Source organism: Photobacterium sp. GJ3, from assembly GCF_018199995.1.
GTDB lineage: Bacteria > Pseudomonadota > Gammaproteobacteria > Enterobacterales > Vibrionaceae > Photobacterium.
In genome coordinates, this window is sequence record NZ_CP073578.1 from 277,598 (window position 1) to 295,392 (window position 17,795).

Consider the following 17,795-nt stretch of genomic DNA (forward strand, 5'->3'; position numbering starts at 1 on the left):
TACGTGACGGTTTGCATCTGAGTGATTCTAAAGGCACAAGTGTCGTTTGACACTTGTGCTGAATCTTACTGCCGGTTCACCAGATGAAAGCCCAGACTGGGTTTGATGCGGCCCAGAAGGTACGCCAGTTTGGACAGGCCCACCCGGATTTCATGCTGGTTGTGCTGCAGTCCTTTGAGGATTGCTTGTGCGACATCCTGAGGTGAGATGGCCCGGACTGTCGCTGGCAAGCCGTTCTGATGGAAAGGAGTATCGACCAGCGGCGGCAGGACTTCAACCACCTGCAGATCTTGCGTCCTGAGTTGTTCGCGCAGACTCTGCGTGAAGCTGTGCAGCCCGGCTTTGGCGGCGCAGTAGAACGGGTTGGCAGCTTTGGGGTTATACACCAGCCCGGTGGTGACATTAATGATCAACGCGCCGGGTTGCTTCAGCAGCCGGGGCAGGGCATTCAGGGTCATGCCGATATGCGCTTCCAGATTGTGGCGCAGCTCCAGTTCATAATCTTCGCAGCTTTCCTCATCGGTCTGATCCGGTTGCCGAGCCGCCAACTGATGCGGACGGCTCCAGCCGGCATTGTTGATCAGCACATCAAAGTTTGGGTAATGCTCATCCAGCCAGTGAAAGAAGGCCTGTCGCTCTGTTTTCTCGGCAATATTCAGGCTGAAAGTGACCAGACCCCGGGTTTCAAGCTGGGCCAGTTTGGCTTTGTCCCGGCCCAGCACGATGACGGTATTGTCCTGCTGAAGCCGTTTGACCAGTGCCAGCCCGATTCCTGAACTGCCGCCTGATATGACAATGGTTTTGCCGGTGAGTTGAGTCTGTTTCATGTGATCTCCTGCAGCCTTCGATGGCGGTGTGATGGGTACGGAGCCAAAGTACAGACAGCAGGCAGAAAAGACTTTAACAAAGGTTAAAAAGAGCTGTGTTTTACCTGTGGCGCTGATACGGATGCTGAACCCCCAGCCGGCCGCGGATGCGTGAGAGAGACACTTCTGAAATCCCGAGATAAGCGGCAATCTGGTAATTCGGCAGGGACTGATTCAGCGCTGGGTGCTGGGTGCAAAATTGTTGGTAGAGTTCGAGCGGTGACATCAGGAGCAAATCGGCTTCACGGGTTTCTTTCTTCAGCGCCAAACGGGTCAGCAGTGCCTGACTGAGTGATTGCCACGGCTGGAAACAACAAAGGTTCTGGAAATCCGGATAAGACAGGGACAGACACAAGGTGTCCTGCAAGGCTTCACAACCAAAACGGGCGGGTTCACCGGTATGCATGGCAGAAAGGCTGGAGGCAACATCTGCAACCTGAAGAAAGGATTTATTACGTCTCGTGCCGTCCGGTTTGATGTAGTAATGGCAGGCCAGACCTTCGCAGATAAACCGCAGTTCGCGGTTGATTGTACCGGGCATAAAAATCGGCTCCCCGGCCCGGTAGTGAACCAGACGACTCAGGTTGAGCAAGCGCTGCCAGTCTTTCTGATCAAGCGGAACCAACTGACTGAGATGCTGAAATAAGTGTTCGGTCTGATGCTGTGTCATGGGCTTCCTTGCCTGGAAAACTTCGCTGATTACCTGTTCAGCAGTGTATCGTCGTCAGGTTGCATTTGCCTCTGATTTAACTCATTCGTCAAAACATCCGCCTTATTCATGAGGCGTTTTATTCATTTTGGCTCCTGAGAGAAGGTCGAATGCAAGACAATAACATGGCAAATAATGAATTTCTTTGGTCGAAAATCAGAAGCTTACTGGGCGTGACGATCGCGACCATCGGCTGCTTTTTCTTCTGCATCCAGGCTTATCAGAATTTTGCTGCCTCTTTTCAATTTACAACGACCACGACAGCCTACACTTATGTCGCGATGTCACTGGGTTCGGCATTGATTGCGATTCCTTTCTTCCTGTATGCCGTGAAATCACTGCTATCATTTTTGGGAAAACGCTAGTCACCGGACAAAACCTTCACCGCATTTATGCCGGTTCATCGCCCTGAGCTGGCTTTTCTGCCTTATTCTTCCTCTGATCCACCCGCGATTCGATGAATGTCTCTGTGCTCAGTTGCCGAGCCACGTCGATGACACTTTTATATTCTCAGATTGTGGTTGTAGTTACGCTCGCAGAGTCATTGTGTCACTGCGGAATTGATTGCCGGGTGATGCTGTGAATCCAAAGGCTGGCTTTCGTGGGAAACAAATACCTTGAAAGCATTTATTGCGGGCAAAGTGGTCTCTAATGCGATGTAACATATGTTTTGAAGAATTTTGTGGTCGCCATTTTATGCACTTATCGAATTCTTTATCTACGCTTTTGATTGTTCGTTTCACATGTTCACATTTTTGTCATAACGCTGTGTATTGGCGCATAAGAACACAACAAAAGATGGAAAGATGATATGAATAAAAAGCATTTGGCAATTGCAGTGGCAGCTGCATTCTATGGGTCTCAGGCAGTCGCGGTCGAGTTGTACAATGAAGGGGACACCACCTTCTCCGTCGGTGGTCATGTTTCTGTCGGCTTAGGCGGTTCTGAGGAAGGTGAAACTGAAGTACAGCAAGTCTCTCCGCGCATCAACGTCAATGCGACACAGAATATCGGGAATGGTTATACCGCAGATGCGAAAGGCGAATGGGCCCTGAATGTTCTGGAAGGTGGCGAAGAAACCTTTACGACGCGTCTGGGTTACATTGGGGTGACCCATAATACTTACGGTCGCGTTGTGGTCGGCACGCAATGGTCGCCATACTATGACGGAGCTGGCATTGCTGATTTACCCATCGCCTTTGCGAACGACTTCCTGTACGACGATCAAGGCCCACTGGGTACTGCTCGTGCCGAGCGGATGATCTCTTATTTCAATGCGCTCGACCTGAATGAAGCCGGTGAATTGATTTTTGGCTTGGGCTGGCAGGGAACGACGACCGGAGAAACCTTTGCTGGTGGTACAGATGAAGCCCAGTATGATGATCGCTTCCAGATCGCACTGCACTATTCCATCATGGGTTTCGGCTTGAACTATGCCTTTAGCACGGGTGATGTCAAGATTGCCAATACCACCTTCGACGAAACGGCACAGTCGAATATGTTCAGTGCTAACTATGGTGACTATTATGATGAAGGTTTGTACGTGGCTATTGTGTATGCCATGAATGAGTACATGAACCAGGGTCTGGAAGAGTCGGTTGCGATTGAAGCGCTGCTGGCGTACGCACTTCCGAATAGTCTGAACCTGAGTGTGAACTACGAATCAGTTGAGGACGACAAGAATAACAACACTATCTTCAGCCAGTCGGCGCTGCAGGCGGAATATAACTTTACGTCGAGCTTCGTTGGATTTGCGGGTTATCAGTTTGATCTCGGCAATGATATCAACGTCCCTGAAGATGATAAGTGGATTTTCGGCATGCGTTACTACCTGTAACGTGTTCGGTAAACCCATCCAAGACAGCGCCGCGGGGAGACCTGCGGCGTTTCTTTGTCAATCACAGTGGCATTCAGATGTCAGTTTTCGGGTTCACTTTTGCACTGCGATGCCAGCCAACATACTTGCTGAAAGCCGCCCGGCCTTTGGCTGTCACTGGGTTCTCTGTACCCCGGTACTTTTTCTCAGCATGATACAGATCCCCTTTATGGATCAGATGTTTCTGAACGAGTGGCGTCTTGCTGAGGGGAAATGTCGGCTTTTGTTTCTTCCTGCTTCTCTAATTTTATCCAAAAGACAAACAGTTCATACCAGATAGCCAGAATGACCGCACCGAGGAACAGGCCCGTCATGCCGTAGTACATCATGCCGCCAATTGCACCGAGCAGGATGATGGGCATAGGGACATTGACCCCGCGGCCCATCAACATCGGTTTGAGCACGTTGTCCGCCAGCGAACCGATACCGACCCAGACGGTAAACAGTGTTGCCGTGGTGGCGTCTCGGGTCAGGTACATGTAGATGATCACGGGCAGAACGGCTATCAGAGCTGGCAACTGAGCGATACATAAAATCATCAGGAGTAAGGTCAGCAGGCCTGCCGCCGGAATGCCAAAAATAAAGAAGCCGGCACCAATCAGTAGCGCCTGAATGGCCGCGACACCGACAACGCCAATTAAGACGCTTTTGATTGTTGCTGCAATCAGAGATGTCCAATGCGCGGCGTTTGTACCTGCTGCGCGCACAGCAACTGTCTTTAACGAGGCGGTAATTTTTTCTGAGTAGGTCATAAAACCAGCGGCAATCGCCAGCGAGAGGATGAAGATCAGCATGTCGCCTAACACACCACCCAGCACACCAATGAAAGCGGACAGGGTTGATTTGACTTGCGGCAGGAAGGTTTGAATGGCTTTTTCCAGGTTCGTGGCGAACAAACGCCACATGTCGAACAGCTTATCGCCGATCACTGGAATATCTGCAATTCTGCTGTCTGGCCCCGGAAGACTCACCTGACCCTGTTGCAGCGTCTCCAGCACTTGGATCGACGCGTGGTAGACAGAAACCGAGATCATGACGAGCGGCGTCACTAAGAGCATAATCCCCAACAAGGCAACGGTTGTCGCTGCGAATCCTCGGCGATTGCCATACCAGTGCTGGATTTTCAGCGTCAGTGGCATCAGCGCTACAGCAATAATCGCCCCCCAGATCACAGGGATGATAAACGGTCTGATGATGTCGTACGTGAACATCAGCAGTACCAGCAGCAAGCCGATGCGGATCGCTGATTCCACCATATTGCTGATGAAAATTTTGTTCTGATGTTGTTCCGGTTGTCTATCCATTTTGGTTCCTGATTTTGAGTATGAGCGCTGATAGAGCTGGATACGCTGTTGCCTGCAGTGGCCGTCATGTTTCATGCTCACGGCAGTGTCATCAGAATTCGATCTCAGTACCTATCAAATGCAGGTTCAGGCAGATGATCAACGTCAGTTCTGTAAACTGTATTCGTTCAGACTAGAACTGATACTTTCATTTGAAAAGAAGAGAGAATTTTAAAAGAAAAAAGCTGGAGATGACGCGGCATTCTGCGTGCTTCGTTCTGAACGTTTGCCAAGCCTGAGGGCATTCCGTCCTTGTTCTGTCACAGTGACTTCCCTGACATCAAGCAGCAGGCTGGCGATCAAGAGTGTCAGGAACTGCGCAGGCCAGTAAGCGCGCCCGGTCAGGAAAAAGGCACTTCATTGAGGGAATATTGCGGGTTTACTTGATTTTTTTCGCAATCACATGAAAAGAATGCCAATGCTTGGCCTGCCCGTTGGATGAAAATCCATCTTTATTTCTTTCTTCAAACAACAGGATTTCGAAATCAGAAAAAAGCGTGAAGACTTCTGGTTTTTTAAAAGAAGTGGTATCGAATTCGAAGTTATTCCATCCATCTTCATTGCCAAGTAAAGTGCCACAGAAAAGGCCACCGAGCACAATACTATGTGTGATCTTTCGCCATACCTGTTCAAAAGAAACTTCTTTGCAAAAATACAGGCTGGAATTACACACAACGACATCGTAACGATGATAATCAAAATCCTCAAAGCTGGCATGCTCAAGTCGGATGATATGATTCGCTTGATGACTCAAACGTTTTCCACAAATGTCTATGGCGTATCGAGATGCATCAAATCCGCTGACCATGGCACCTTTTTGAATTAAAAACGCTAAATCATTCCCCGCGCCACATCCACAATCCAAGACATGTAAGCCGTCGAGGCTTTGTAGCATATATTCCATTCTCATCAATAATTGAGAAGGGTTGTATCCGTTGGTTTTATCAATGTAATCAGTCCAATCGATCATCATGAATGCTATTGAGGAAATCGGAGAATCTCTGACAAAAAACAAATGAGTTCAATCGTGTTATCAATAAAATATGATGCCATTCAAAGAATGCATAGATGCTTATTGGAATGTCTCTGAAATATTCTGCACCAGAATAGGAAGGGAGGTTGATGTAACGTCTCGTGCCAGATTCTGTGGCGTTAATTTTTTATTTCAATATGTGTTATATGTATTGAGGCAGGATGGTTTTCACATTGAATTAAAGTGAACGAAAAGACGTTCGAATGAGCCTTAGATTCGGTCAATGATTGTGAGGGTAAAAAAAGGCCAGTCAAAACTGGCCTTCTTACTTTTAGTGATGAGATTGCTGCGGCGAGCAGTGACTTACGCCAGCAGTTCTTTCGCGGTGCTGACCACGTTTTCAGTGGTGAAGCCGAACAGCTTGAACAGCTCGCCAGCCGGTGCTGATTCACCGAAGCTGGTCATGCCGATGATGCGGCCGTCAAAACCAACATACTTGTACCAGAAATCTGCGATACCCGCTTCAATGGCGATACGTGCAGTCACATCTGATGGCAGCACAGACTCGCGGTAAGCCGCGTCTTGCTTGTCGAATGCATCGGTCGATGGCATAGAAACCACACGGACCTGCTTGCCTTCGGCACTCAGTTCAGCGGCAGCATTCACAGCCAGCGCCACTTCAGAACCCGTCGCAATCAGGATCAGCTCAGGCTTGCCTGCGCAGTCTTTCAGGATATAACCACCCTTGGCGATATCTGCAACCTGTGCGTCGTTACGCTCCTGCTGAGCCAGGTTCTGACGCGAGAAGATCAGCGCGGTTGGCGCATCTTTACGCTCGATGGCCAGTTTCCAGGCCACGGCAGACTCAACCTGATCACAGGGACGCCAGGTGCTCATGTTCGGGGTCAGACGCAGAGAAGCCATTTGCTCAACTGGCTGGTGCGTTGGACCGTCTTCACCCAGACCAATTGAATCATGGGTGTAAACCTGGATGTTCTGCACTTTCATCAGCGCAGCCATACGCATGGCGTTCCGGGCGTATTCCATGAACATCAGGAAGGTGGCGCCGTAAGGCACGAAACCGCCGTGCAGGGCGATACCGTTGATGATGGCCGTCATCCCGAACTCACGCACACCGTAGTGGATGTAGTTACCGGAGGCATCATCCGCCGTCAGTGACTTGGAGCCCGACCACAGGGTCAGGTTGGAAGGTGCCAGATCTGCAGAGCCGCCCATGAATTCAGGCAGGATCTTACCGAAAGCTTCCAGCGCGTTCTGAGAGGCTTTACGGGAAGCGATGTTCGCCGGGTTTGCCTGCAGATCAGCGATGATCTGACGGGTGGCTTCTTCCCACTGTGCTGGCAGTTCACCGTTTACACGGCGTTTGAACTCGGCAGCCAGTTCCGGATGCGCGGCTTCATAAGCGGCCAGTTTTTCATTCCATGCCGCTTCTTTCGCTTCGCCTGCTTCTTTCGCATCCCACTGTGCGTAAACGTCTGCAGGCACTTCGAACGGACCGTGCTGCCAGCCCAGGAATTCACGGGCTGCTGCGATTTCGTCGTGACCCAGCGGGGCACCGTGGCAGTCGTGAGAGCCGGCTTTATTCGGAGAGCCGAAACCAATGATGGTTTTGGTGCAAATCAGGGTTGGGCGTGGATCGGCTTTTGCCGCTTCAATCGCCGCGTTGATGGCTGCCGCGTCGTGGCCGTCTACCGCTGGAATGACATGCCAGCCGTAGGCTTCAAAACGCTTCGGTGTATCGTCAGAGAACCAGCCTTCCACATGACCGTCGATGGAGATGCCGTTGTCATCCCAGAAGGCGATTAGTTTGCCCAGGCCCAGCGTCCCTGCCAGAGAGCACGCTTCGTGAGAAATCCCTTCCATCAGGCAGCCGTCGCCCAGGAATGCATAGGTGTAGTGGTCAACGATGTCGTGGCCGTCACGGTTAAACTGTGCTGCCAGAGACTTCTCCGCAATCGCCATACCCACCGCATTGGTGATGCCCTGGCCCAGTGGACCTGTGGTGGTTTCGATGCCCGGCGCGTAGCCGTACTCCGGGTGACCCGGTGTTTTGGAGTGCAGCTGACGGAAGTTTTTCAGATCGTCAATCGACAGCGCGGAGCCAGACAGATGCAGCAGGGAGTAAATCAGCATGGAGCCGTGGCCGTTGGACAGCACGAAGCGGTCACGGTCAGCCCAGTTCGGGTTTTGCGGGTTGTGGTTCAGGTGGTCACGCCACAGAACCTCAGCGATGTCCGCCATGCCCATCGGTGCGCCCGGGTGGCCGGAATTCGCCTGTTGTACACCGTCCATGCTCAGGGCACGGATTGCATTCGCCAGTACTTTACGTTCCATAATTAATTCTTCTTACTCAATACAGGTTAGTCATAAAACGATTGAGAGCAGCGATGTGCTGCTCTCAGAAATTGTCGCGGGATTACAGACGCGCTTCGATCATGGTTTCCAGTTTACCCTGGTCGATGGCGAAGTTACGGATCCCTTCCGCCAGCTTCTCAATTGCCATTGGGTCCTGGTTGTGATCCCACAGGAACTCAGCGTGAGTCATCGGTGCCGGGCGTTCTTCAGAAGCCACGTCAGCAGACAGCTTCTGAACGACGTCGCCTTGTGCTTCAGAGAGTTCTTGCAGCAGCTGCGGGCTGATGGTCAGGCGGTCACAGCCAGCCAGCTCCAGGATTTCACCCGTGTTACGGAAGCTTGCGCCCATGACCACGGTGTTGTAGCCCAGTGCTTTGTAGTAGTTGTAGATCTTGGTGACAGAAATCACGCCCGGATCTTCAGAGGCTTCGAAGTCACGGCCTTCTTTCGCTTTGTACCAGTCCATGATGCGGCCAACGAACGGAGAAATCAGGAACACACCGGCTTCAGCACAGGCACGGGCCTGAGCGAATGAGAACAGCAGGGTCAGGTTACAGTTGATGCCTTCTTTTTCCAGCACTTCTGCTGCGCGGATCCCTTCCCAGGTCGATGCCAGTTTAATCAGGATACGGTCGTTGCTGATGCCAGCATCGTTGTACATTTTGATCAGCTTGCGAGCTTTTGCAACACTGGCTTGCGTGTCGTAAGACAGGCGTGCGTCAACTTCAGTGGAGATACGGCCAGGCACCACGTTCAGGATTTCTTTCCCGATGTTCACAGCCAGCTTGTCGCCCGCGTCTTCGATTTGTTGTGCTTTGTCGTTGCTCTGTGCTTTGGCATACGCAATGGCATCGTCGATGAGCGGCGCATACTGTTCGATTTCAGCAGCTTTCAGAATCAGGGACGGGTTGGTGGTCGCGTCTTGCGGTTGATATTTCTTAATTGCTTCGATGTCGCCGGTGTCGGCAACAACAGTCGTCAGGGCGCGCAGTTGTTCCAGTTTGTTGCTCATCTCAGTTAAACCTTTACGTAATGTGTGGGCGAAAACCAATCCACATGCTTTGATGGACAAAATCACATTGCTGTGAACAGATGTGATAGTGCTGAGCAAATGGAGATACAATATTTGTGCTTTTCGCCACAAAAGTCAAATGCAACGTTTCAGATTAGGGCATTTAATCTCACTTTCATCTGACGTATTTCCCGCTGTTGCTGCCAGCGTGCGTTGGTCCGCCGTGAATCGCTTCTGTTCATCAAAAAGAGAACACTGATCAATCCTGCATACATCATGAAATGCGCAATAATCGCTGGCTTTCGGCAAGGTGGAGGGGGGAACACCAGGCGTTGCCCTGTATAAACAGAAAGATAAACGTCGTTATCCCTGTGACCCCGGCTTTGGTGAGTGTTGTGGTCGAGTGGGTGAACAAAATTTTATTAATTGGTTTTTTGTTCACCCGGAGTTGCGTTTTTTACAGGACGCATTCGTTTCGTCCGATCAGTCAATCGGTGTGGTCAGCTTATCTTGAACCGATTTGGCTAAACTGGTCAGGAGCAGGGCGCAAGAGACGGACCCGGCATCCAATACCCCGATAGAGCGTTCTCCCAGCCTGCTGGCACGACCGATTTTAGCGACCAGATTTTTAGTCGAATCACGACCTGTTTGGGCGGCCGTTGCCATGGCAATTAAACACGCTTCGAAACGACAGCCTCGCTGTTGCTTTTCTTCAAAAGTATGTACGGCAGGAACCAGCGCATCCATCAGGCATTTATCGCCAACGCCGGCATCGGTGATATCTCTCAGACTGTCCAGCCCGGACAGAAGCATGGCTGAAAAATCTGTGGATGTCAGTTGTTGCTTGCCTTCAATCTCTGCCGCCATGCCAAAAAACAGGCTGCCATAGAGTGGGCCCATCGAACCGCCGATTGATCCCATCAGAATGTTGGAAAGCAGTGAGAATCCCTTGTCGAGGCTGATTTCCGGAAAACTGTCTAAATCAGTTTTGAGGATATTGAATCCTTTCGCCATATTGATGCCGTGGTCGCCATCACCAATCAGTCCGTCTACCTCACTGAGATATGTTTTGTGCTGGATGATGGTGTCGCACAAGGCCAACATGACATCCCGACCGTCCTGGTTATTAAATACCGTCATGCCTATTCTCCTGTCTGTGTCAGTCCCAGTGAAACGGCGGGCGTATCAATCAGGGATTTCAGTTCATGATCCAGTTTGAGAACGGTTAAGGTCGCACCGGCCATTTCGAGTGAGGTGAAGTAATTACCGACATAACTTTTGTGCGTGCGGATCCCCTGCTCGGAGAGCAACCGCTCAATTTCAGCAAAAAGAATGTGCAGCTCATTGTTGGGGGTCGAACCAAGACCGGAAACGAGCACAACAACTTCATCATCGGCAGTAAAGGGCAGATCCGGCACCACGGTCTCAACCATGACTTTCGCCATTTCGTTGGCAGATGCGAGATCCGTGACATGGATACCGGGCTCACCGTGGTGACCAATACCGACTTCCATTTTGCCGTCTTCAATGTGAAAGTTTGGTTTACCCACGGCAGGAATGACGCAGGAAGAAAGGCCGATACCGATACTGCGGGTATTGTTGATCGTCCGCTGAGCAAGCTCGATCACTGTGTCCAGATCATCCCCGCGGGCGGCGGAGGCAGCCCCCACTTTCCACATCAGAATTTCACCAGCGACGCCACGTCTTTTCTCAAGCTCTGTGGGCGGCGCGGAGGCGACATCGTCGTTGGCGACAACGGTTTTGATGGTCAGCCCCTGCTTTTCGGCCATTTTGCACGCCATTTTGACATTCATGTTGTCACCGGCATAGTTGCCATAAAGGCACGCAACCCCTGCACCTTGATCCGCGGCTTTGGCGGCATCAAAAAAACTGATGGCGGTTGGAGATGAAAAAATCTCCCCGACGGCAACCGCATCCAACATGTTGTGACCGATATACCCTAAAAAAGCCGGTTCGTGACCAGACCCGCCACCGGTAATGACGCCGACTTTGCCCTCTGCTGTTTTACCTGCATATTTCAATACTTTGGGATTCTCTGTATGTGCGAGAAGTCCCGGGTGAGCTTTGACATACCCGATCAATGATTCTTCTACAACCAGATTCGGATCATTCACGATGCGTTGCATACAGTTTCTCCCTGTTCGTTCGTATTTCCCTGTTTTCAGCACAGGTCAGGCTTTTGTTCACCATGCCATCAATGACAGAGTGACCCGTCATTTCTTATCTATATTTTCAAAAAAGTGAATACGCTCCACTTTTGGTCCTGAACGCTCGGGTTCAAAGTCGGAATGGATGAAAGCGTTCACAATATCCTTGGCGAGCTCGATCCCGATGACCCTTGCACCAAGCGTGACAATCTGAGCGTTGTTGCTTTTGCGGGCGCGTTGCGCAGAGTAAGTATCATGCGCCTGAGCTGCGCGAATGCCGGAGACCTTGTTGGCTGTAATCGCCATGCCGATACCGGTTCCGCAACACAGTATGCCGAGGTCCTGTTTTCCCTCTTTTACTGCCTTAGCCAGTTGATAGGCGATATCCGGATAGTCAGTCGACATGCCTGCGGTCACACCATAGTCCTCAACGGTGAAGCCCAGGTCTTTGATGTATGTGAGAAGCTTCTCTTTCATTTCTATAGCAGCATCGTCACAGCCGATTGCAATGGTTTTCTGTTGCATAATTCACCTTTAAAAACTGGATCATTGGTTTTTGTGGTTGCTCATATGTTCATTCAATATATGACGAAGAAGTGTATTTAGAAAGTAATTTGTTCTCGTACCGATCAAACGTTAATGGGCTCAATCAACATTTGAATTGTCTTATTCTTAGAAGGGTTATTTGTAAGTCATTGTTTTTATGTTTTTTATTTTTCATGGTTATTATAATTTCAACTTCGTTACCATTTATTGATTAAAATGTTAATAAATTGATCATGATCACGGCTGAATCAAAAGTTACTTGAGTTAACATATGAGCAGGTCTAGTTTCGTAAGTCATGAGAGGTAAGACTGGGGACATATCACAGGCTTATTTGTTGTTGCCTCTTATTCACCCGGTAGTGAACGAGATTTCAATTGTTGCTTTGCTGCCTGAATCAAACAGTAACGCCAATCAGGGTCAGTACACATTGAAACCACAATTTGACCTTGGGTAAGACACTAAAAAAATACTCTGAATCATAAGGACGAGATTATGAAAGGTTCAACATTGAAGGCGCTGTATCTCCTGTGTGCCTCTAGCGTGTGTGCGACACCAGCGCTTGCAGCCGATCCGGTCAAAATTGGTGCTGCGGTTTACGGTTTACAAGGTGAATTTATGCAGCTCTGGACACGAGCGGCGGAAATGCATCCAGCAGTGAAATCGGGCGATGTGGAGCTGACCGTGTTCGACGGGCGATATGATGCTTTAGTGCAGGACAACCAGTTCGACACCATGGTCACGCGTCAGTTTGATGCCATTCTGTTTGTCCCCATTGATGCCAATGCCTGCATCAGTGCCGTGGCAAAAGCGGCTGCCTCTCAGATCCCGGTCGTGGGCTCAAATACTCGTTGCAACACCGATATGCTGGCCTCGTTTGTCGGCTCTGATGACGTCAAGGCCGGTGAAATGGTGGCGACAGCGGTGCTGGATAAAATCGGTAACAAAGGCAACGTTGTCATTATTGAGGGGCCAATTGGTCAGTCAGCACAGATTGACCGGCTGGAGGGCATTAAAAATGTTCTCGGAAATCACAAGGACGTGAAGGTGCTTGAAATGCGGACTGCCAACTGGTCTCGTGCTGAAGCGCTGGCATTGATGGAAAACTGGCTGACCGCACACCGGGGACAGATTGATGGCGTGATTGCCGAGAATGATGAAATGGCACTGGGTGCGATTGAAGCCATCAAAGCCGCCGGACTGAACGTGAACGACTTTGCAATCGCAGGGGTTGACGGGATTACCGATGCCTTGAATGCGGTGAAGAGCGGTGAAATGGAATCGGTCCTTCAGGATGCAGAGGCACAGGCACAAGGTGCGCTGGATGTGGCGTTACGCCTGGTGAAAGGCGAAGACTATCAACCGGGTTCTGAAATCTGGAAGGCGTACGAAAGTGGCATGCCGTGGAACAGCGGAAAGGAAGCACAATATAACGTTCCGTGGACACCGGTGACCACAGCGAACGTCGCCACCTTGCTGCAAAAACGCTGATTACATCTGATTGAAGGGTGTCGGTAACGGCACCCGATGAATGACTGAAAGGGATGTCTGATGACACAAGTGAATTATGATTTTTCTCTGTCCGGCAAGGTGGCACTGGTGACCGGTGCAGCGGCTGGTATTGGTAATACCATTGCGAATGCGTTTCTGACACAGGGCGCTAAGGTGGCTTTTCTGGACATTAACCCGGCGGTCTCGAATGCGGTGGAAACCGTCGAAAACGGACGGGCCATTGCCATTCAGGCCGATGTGACTCAACGGGAAAATGTTACGCAGGCGATTGAACAGGTCAAAGCCGCCTTCGGTCGGATTGATATTCTGGTGAACAGTGCTGGCATTGTACTGCTCGATGAGGCCGAACATTTCAGTGAGCAGGATTGGGACCGCACCCTAGACGTTAACCTCAAAGGTGTGTATCTGCTGAGTCAGGCTGCCGGGAAAGAGATGCTGGCTCAAGGCAGCGGCCGCATTGTGAATCTGGCGTCTCAGGCGGGGGTGATCGCGCTGGATCGTCACCTTGCTTACTGCGTGAGTAAGGCCGGTGTGATTTCTATGACGCAGGTGATGGCGCTGGAATGGTCACCGAAAGGGGTCACGGTCAATGCCATTTCTCCTACCGTGGTGTTGACTGAGCTGGGTAAAAAAGCCTGGGCGGGTGAGGTCGGGGAAGCCATGAAGCAAAAAATTCCAGCGCGCCGTTTTGCCGAGCCGGAAGAAATCGCCGCCGCGGCCGTTTATCTTTCCAGTGATTTAGCTGGCATGGTGACCGGGGCCAATTTAATTGTCGATGGTGGTTACACCATCCAGTAACGGTGACGCAGGACTGTGATGAACGACATGATCTTGTTAGAAGCGCAAGGGATAACCAAGGCATTTTCTGGTGTACCCGCACTGAAAAACGGCCAACTGGTGTTACGTGCTGGCTCCGTCCACGCGTTGTGCGGGGGCAATGGGGCCGGGAAATCCACCTTTTTAAATATCCTGATGGGGCTGTATTCACGTGATAACGGGACAATTCATATCAATAGCGCGCCTGTTCAGTTTACTGGCCCCGCCGATGCCCTGAAAGCTGGCATCTCTATGATCAGCCAGGAGCTGGAACCGATTCCGGACATGACGGTGGCCGAGAATATCTATCTGGGCAGAGAGCCGCGTCGGGCCGGTGTGCTGGTCAATTATCACCAGATGAATCAGGACTGTGCAGTCTTGATGGCGGAACTGCAGATGGCGATTTCGCCAACGGCACTGATGCGTGATCTGAGTCTCGCCCAAATTCAGTTGGTTGAAATTGCCAAAGCCATTTCCTGTCGCTCCCGCATTTTGATTATGGATGAGCCCACCTCTGCCATCGGGGAACAGGAAACCGAAATCCTGTTTGAAGCCATCCAACGGCTGAAAAGCCGTGGGGCGGGCATTATTTACGTGTCGCACCGAATGAATGAGCTTTACCGGATTGCGGATGAATACACCATTTTCAGAGATGGCGAATTTATCGGCAGCGGTAAGATGGCAGACATTGACCGTCATACCCTGGTCAACACCATTTTAGGTGCGGAGCTGGAAGAGGAGTTTGCCAAGTTTAACCAGCTGGGTGACGACAGGTTGCTGGAAGTGACGGATTTAACTCGTGCAGGCATGTTTGATCATATCAGTCTGAATGTACGGGAAGGGGAAATCCTCGGCATTTTTGGTCTGATGGGGGCGGGGCGAAGCGAATTTCTCGAAGCGCTTTTCGGCCTTCATCCCGTCGATAAAGGTGAGATCAAAGTGCGTCGCAGCCTTGTCTCACCGACATCTCCCATCGACGCAATGCAGGCAGGTCTGGCGTTGGTGACAGAAGATAGAAAGGCGAGTGGCCTGTGTCTTGATGCTTCTGTGGCGCATAACATCGCGTTGGCCTCTTTGCCTGCGCGGGCAAATGCCGGCGTGGTGAAAGCCCGTGCGGAACAATCCATCGTTCAGAAATCTATCCAACAATTCTCGATTAAAACAGCCTCGGCAGATTTGCCGGTGCGTAGCCTCAGCGGCGGTAATCAGCAGAAAGTCGTGCTGGCGAAGTGGATGCAAACCGCCCCTTCAATATTGCTGCTGGATGAGCCGACCCGCGGTGTCGATGTGGGGGCCAAACGGGAGATTTATCATTTTATGTCGGAGTTTGCCCGTGATGAGAAAGCCATCATCATGGTGTCTTCTGAAATCCCGGAAATTATCGGTATGTGTGATCGTGTCGTGGTCTTCAAACGAGGCAAGGTTTCCGGAGAACTGACCGGAGATGAAATCACACAGGAACAACTTGCGCGTCTGGCGTCTTAGTGAAGGAATGCTGTTATGAATTTAAAAACTAATGAAACGCCGTTGTTCGATGCCGGGAAGGCTCAAGCGGTGAAATATTATCTGGCGAAATATGGAATTGTGCTGGCGTTTCTCGCCCTGTGTGCAGCACTGGCATTTGTCAGCCCTTATTTTCTGACCGCAAACAACCTGCTGAATGTGCTGAGGCAAACGTCCATCAACGGTATTCTGGCGCTGGGCATGACGTTCGTGATTCTTACCCGGGGTATCGACCTGTCGGTTGGCTCAGTGGTGGCATGCGCTGCCATGGTGGCAGCAAGTTTTGCCACCGGTACTGAAAATTCGGCCGTGCTGATGCCGGTGCTCGCAGGGTTGGGAGTTGGGCTGATTCTGGGTGCGGTGAACGGCGTGATGATTGCCCGTTTCGCGATTCCGCCATTCGTGGTTACGCTGGGCATGCTGAGTATGGCCCGCGGCTTAACCTACATTTATAACGATGGTATGCCTATTTCCAACCTGAACCCAGCGTTTCGCTTTATCGGTCAGGGCGTCGTTTTTGGGATCCCAATGCCTGTGATTCTGTTTCTGACTGTTTTCCTGATTTGCTGGGCGGTGCTGCGTTTTACGACCTTTGGCCGTTACGTGTATGCGGTGGGGGGGAACCCGAAAGCGGCGCGGACATCGGGCATTCAAGTGCGTACCATGACATTCAGCGTTTATGCAATATCCGGGCTGTTGGCTGGATTGGCCGGCCTCATTCTTTCCGGGCGAACGTCGGCAGCGTTGCCACAGGCTGGGGGAGCTTATGAGCTGGATGCGATTGCGGCCGTGGTGATTGGTGGCACCAGCCTCGCTGGTGGTGTCGGTAGCGTGGTGGGAACATTATTTGGCGCTTTGATTATTGGCGTGCTGAACAATGGCCTTGATTTACTGGGTGTGTCGTCTTTCTACCAACAGGTGGTCAAAGGCGCGATCATTATTCTCGCCGTGATGCTGGATCGCTCCAGGCTGACGCGCGACTGAATCAACCGGCCCCACCAATTGTCTCTTTGCTTACAACCCGCCTATCGGCGGGTTGCTTCGTCTAAGCTTAACACCGTGAGTGCGTTGGCATAGCTGGTTGCAAGGGTATCAATAGCGCCTGTTCGCAGCGCCCCCAAAATACCCGCCGCCTTGGTTTTTTCACTGGCAATGGCGATCACATCCGGGATACGGTGCAGATCGTCGATTTGCAGGCCAACGATGCGATCCTTCATTTTGGTTTGGGATGCATTGCCGTGAATATCGATAAAATCGTAGCCCATCATGTCGCCGACCGTGCCTGAAAGTCGTGCTTCCGCGATTTCCTGCGGCGTGAACCAGCCCATCCTGACCATGTTGCTGTCTTCACTCATATCCCCGACGCCGATCAAGGCGAAGTCGGCCCGTCTTGCTCGGTCAAGTGTCTGTTTGACGGTCGGGTTTTCCAGCAGCTCTTTTCTTAACTCAGGATTTTGCAGCAATGCCGGTGCATAAAGCGATTCGCTGTCCCCGCCAAACTGAGCAGCCAGGCGGCGGCAGATATGGTCTGGGTTCATGTGTTCCCCAGCTTTCAGAGAGCCACCGATGGCACAGACAAAGGAACATTGGTATTGATGATCGGTAAATACGTTTTCCGCAACGGCGGCAACGTTCCGGCCCATCCCGACGGCGATGATGTGCCCTTTGTCGAGGTGACGCGTGAGGTGATCGGCCACCATGGAGGCGACATCAGCACGCTGCTTGTCAGGATCGGAGTGGTCAAGTGCGATGAGGGCGCGTTTGATATTGAAGCGTTTGATCAGCTCCAGTTCAATCTCTTCGCTGACGGAATGGTGATGTCGTACCCTGACATCCACAATGCCCATCGCATGCGCACGTTTGATCAAACGTCCGACTTTAATTCTTGATAGATCGAGCTTTTGCGCGATGGATTCCTGCGTTTCACCGTCAACATAATAGAGGGTCGCAATCTCGGTCAGTTGCTGGATTTCTGTATGTTCCTCGCGGCTCGTCATCTTCGTTTCCTTGCATGATGAAAAACAAAACACTGTGAATTTTTGGTCTCATTGATAACAAATGATAAAACTGATGCGTAGGAAATTCTGCTCAAACAGC

Annotated in this window: 16 protein-coding genes; 6 read left to right on the forward strand and 10 right to left on the reverse strand. The window is 51.1% G+C overall.

What is annotated here, in order from left to right; translation table 11 throughout:
* Window positions 1-65 precede the first annotated feature (65 nt).
* Together KDD30_RS01350 and KDD30_RS01355 are read right to left on the reverse strand one after the other, a co-directional pair.
* Window positions 66-827, reverse strand: a complete 762-nt coding sequence (locus KDD30_RS01350; protein ID WP_211647036.1) for an SDR family oxidoreductase — start codon at window positions 825-827, stop codon at window positions 66-68.
* Window positions 828-927: 100 nt separating this feature from the next.
* Entirely contained in the window at window positions 928-1,536 is a 609-nt protein-coding gene (locus tag KDD30_RS01355; protein WP_211647037.1) for a Crp/Fnr family transcriptional regulator, read from the reverse strand.
* Between the two features lie 149 nt (window positions 1,537-1,685).
* Here KDD30_RS01355 and KDD30_RS01360 point away from each other — a divergent pair, with 149 nt between their 5' ends.
* On the forward strand, window positions 1,686-1,940 hold the full coding sequence (locus KDD30_RS01360) for a hypothetical protein (protein WP_211647038.1): 255 nt from the start codon (window positions 1,686-1,688) through the stop codon (window positions 1,938-1,940).
* 446 nt (window positions 1,941-2,386) lie between these two features.
* Window positions 2,387-3,412, forward strand: coding sequence for a porin (locus tag KDD30_RS01365; RefSeq protein ID WP_211647039.1), 1,026 nt, complete (start codon window positions 2,387-2,389; stop codon window positions 3,410-3,412).
* 206 nt (window positions 3,413-3,618) lie between these two features.
* On the opposite strand, the gene KDD30_RS01370 is transcribed toward KDD30_RS01365, so the two are convergent.
* The 7 genes from KDD30_RS01370 to rpiB all read right to left on the reverse strand — a co-directional run bounded on the left by KDD30_RS01370 (window position 3,619) and on the right by rpiB (window position 11,848).
* Window positions 3,619-4,755: an AI-2E family transporter gene (locus KDD30_RS01370; RefSeq protein WP_211647040.1), complete on the reverse strand. Its 1,137-nt coding sequence runs from the start codon at window positions 4,753-4,755 to the stop codon at window positions 3,619-3,621.
* A gap of 418 nt (window positions 4,756-5,173) precedes the next feature.
* A complete protein-coding gene (locus KDD30_RS01375; protein ID WP_211647041.1) occupies window positions 5,174-5,767 on the reverse strand; it encodes a bifunctional 2-polyprenyl-6-hydroxyphenol methylase/3-demethylubiquinol 3-O-methyltransferase UbiG in 594 nt (197 codons plus the stop codon).
* A gap of 363 nt (window positions 5,768-6,130) precedes the next feature.
* Window positions 6,131-8,122: a transketolase gene (tkt, locus tag KDD30_RS01380; protein WP_211647042.1), complete on the reverse strand. Its 1,992-nt coding sequence runs from the start codon at window positions 8,120-8,122 to the stop codon at window positions 6,131-6,133.
* 82 nt (window positions 8,123-8,204) lie between these two features.
* Window positions 8,205-9,155 carry a transaldolase gene (gene tal, locus KDD30_RS01385; protein ID WP_211647043.1) on the reverse strand — a complete coding sequence of 317 codons (951 nt, stop codon included), beginning with the start codon at window positions 9,153-9,155 and terminating at the stop codon, window positions 8,205-8,207.
* A 483-nt stretch (window positions 9,156-9,638) separates the two neighbouring features.
* Window positions 9,639-10,295, reverse strand: coding sequence for a dihydroxyacetone kinase subunit DhaL (gene dhaL, locus KDD30_RS01390; protein ID WP_211647044.1), 657 nt, complete (start codon window positions 10,293-10,295; stop codon window positions 9,639-9,641).
* 2 nt (window positions 10,296-10,297) lie between these two features.
* Window positions 10,298-11,302 (reverse strand): dihydroxyacetone kinase subunit DhaK, encoded by a 1,005-nt coding sequence (locus KDD30_RS01395; protein WP_211647045.1) that lies wholly within the window; start codon window positions 11,300-11,302, stop codon window positions 10,298-10,300.
* A gap of 87 nt (window positions 11,303-11,389) precedes the next feature.
* Window positions 11,390-11,848 (reverse strand): ribose 5-phosphate isomerase B, encoded by a 459-nt coding sequence (gene rpiB, locus KDD30_RS01400; RefSeq protein ID WP_211647046.1) that lies wholly within the window; start codon window positions 11,846-11,848, stop codon window positions 11,390-11,392.
* A 514-nt stretch (window positions 11,849-12,362) separates the two neighbouring features.
* Here rpiB and KDD30_RS01405 point away from each other — a divergent pair.
* Genes KDD30_RS01405 through KDD30_RS01420 form a run of 4 tightly spaced genes read left to right on the forward strand, consistent with a single transcriptional unit; the run spans window position 12,363 to window position 16,682 of the window.
* Window positions 12,363-13,358, forward strand: a complete 996-nt coding sequence (locus KDD30_RS01405; protein WP_211647047.1) for a substrate-binding domain-containing protein — start codon at window positions 12,363-12,365, stop codon at window positions 13,356-13,358.
* 60 nt (window positions 13,359-13,418) lie between these two features.
* Window positions 13,419-14,177, forward strand: coding sequence for an SDR family oxidoreductase (locus tag KDD30_RS01410; protein WP_211647048.1), 759 nt, complete (start codon window positions 13,419-13,421; stop codon window positions 14,175-14,177).
* 18 nt (window positions 14,178-14,195) lie between these two features.
* The gene (locus KDD30_RS01415; RefSeq protein ID WP_211647049.1) at window positions 14,196-15,680 is read left to right on the forward strand and encodes a sugar ABC transporter ATP-binding protein; all 1,485 of its coding nucleotides are present in this window, start codon (window positions 14,196-14,198) and stop codon (window positions 15,678-15,680) included.
* A 15-nt stretch (window positions 15,681-15,695) separates the two neighbouring features.
* Window positions 15,696-16,682, forward strand: coding sequence for an ABC transporter permease (locus KDD30_RS01420; protein WP_211647050.1), 987 nt, complete (start codon window positions 15,696-15,698; stop codon window positions 16,680-16,682).
* A gap of 41 nt (window positions 16,683-16,723) precedes the next feature.
* On the opposite strand, the gene KDD30_RS01425 is transcribed toward KDD30_RS01420, so the two are convergent.
* Window positions 16,724-17,695 (reverse strand): sugar-binding transcriptional regulator, encoded by a 972-nt coding sequence (locus tag KDD30_RS01425; protein ID WP_211647051.1) that lies wholly within the window; start codon window positions 17,693-17,695, stop codon window positions 16,724-16,726.
* Window positions 17,696-17,795 lie beyond the last annotated feature (100 nt).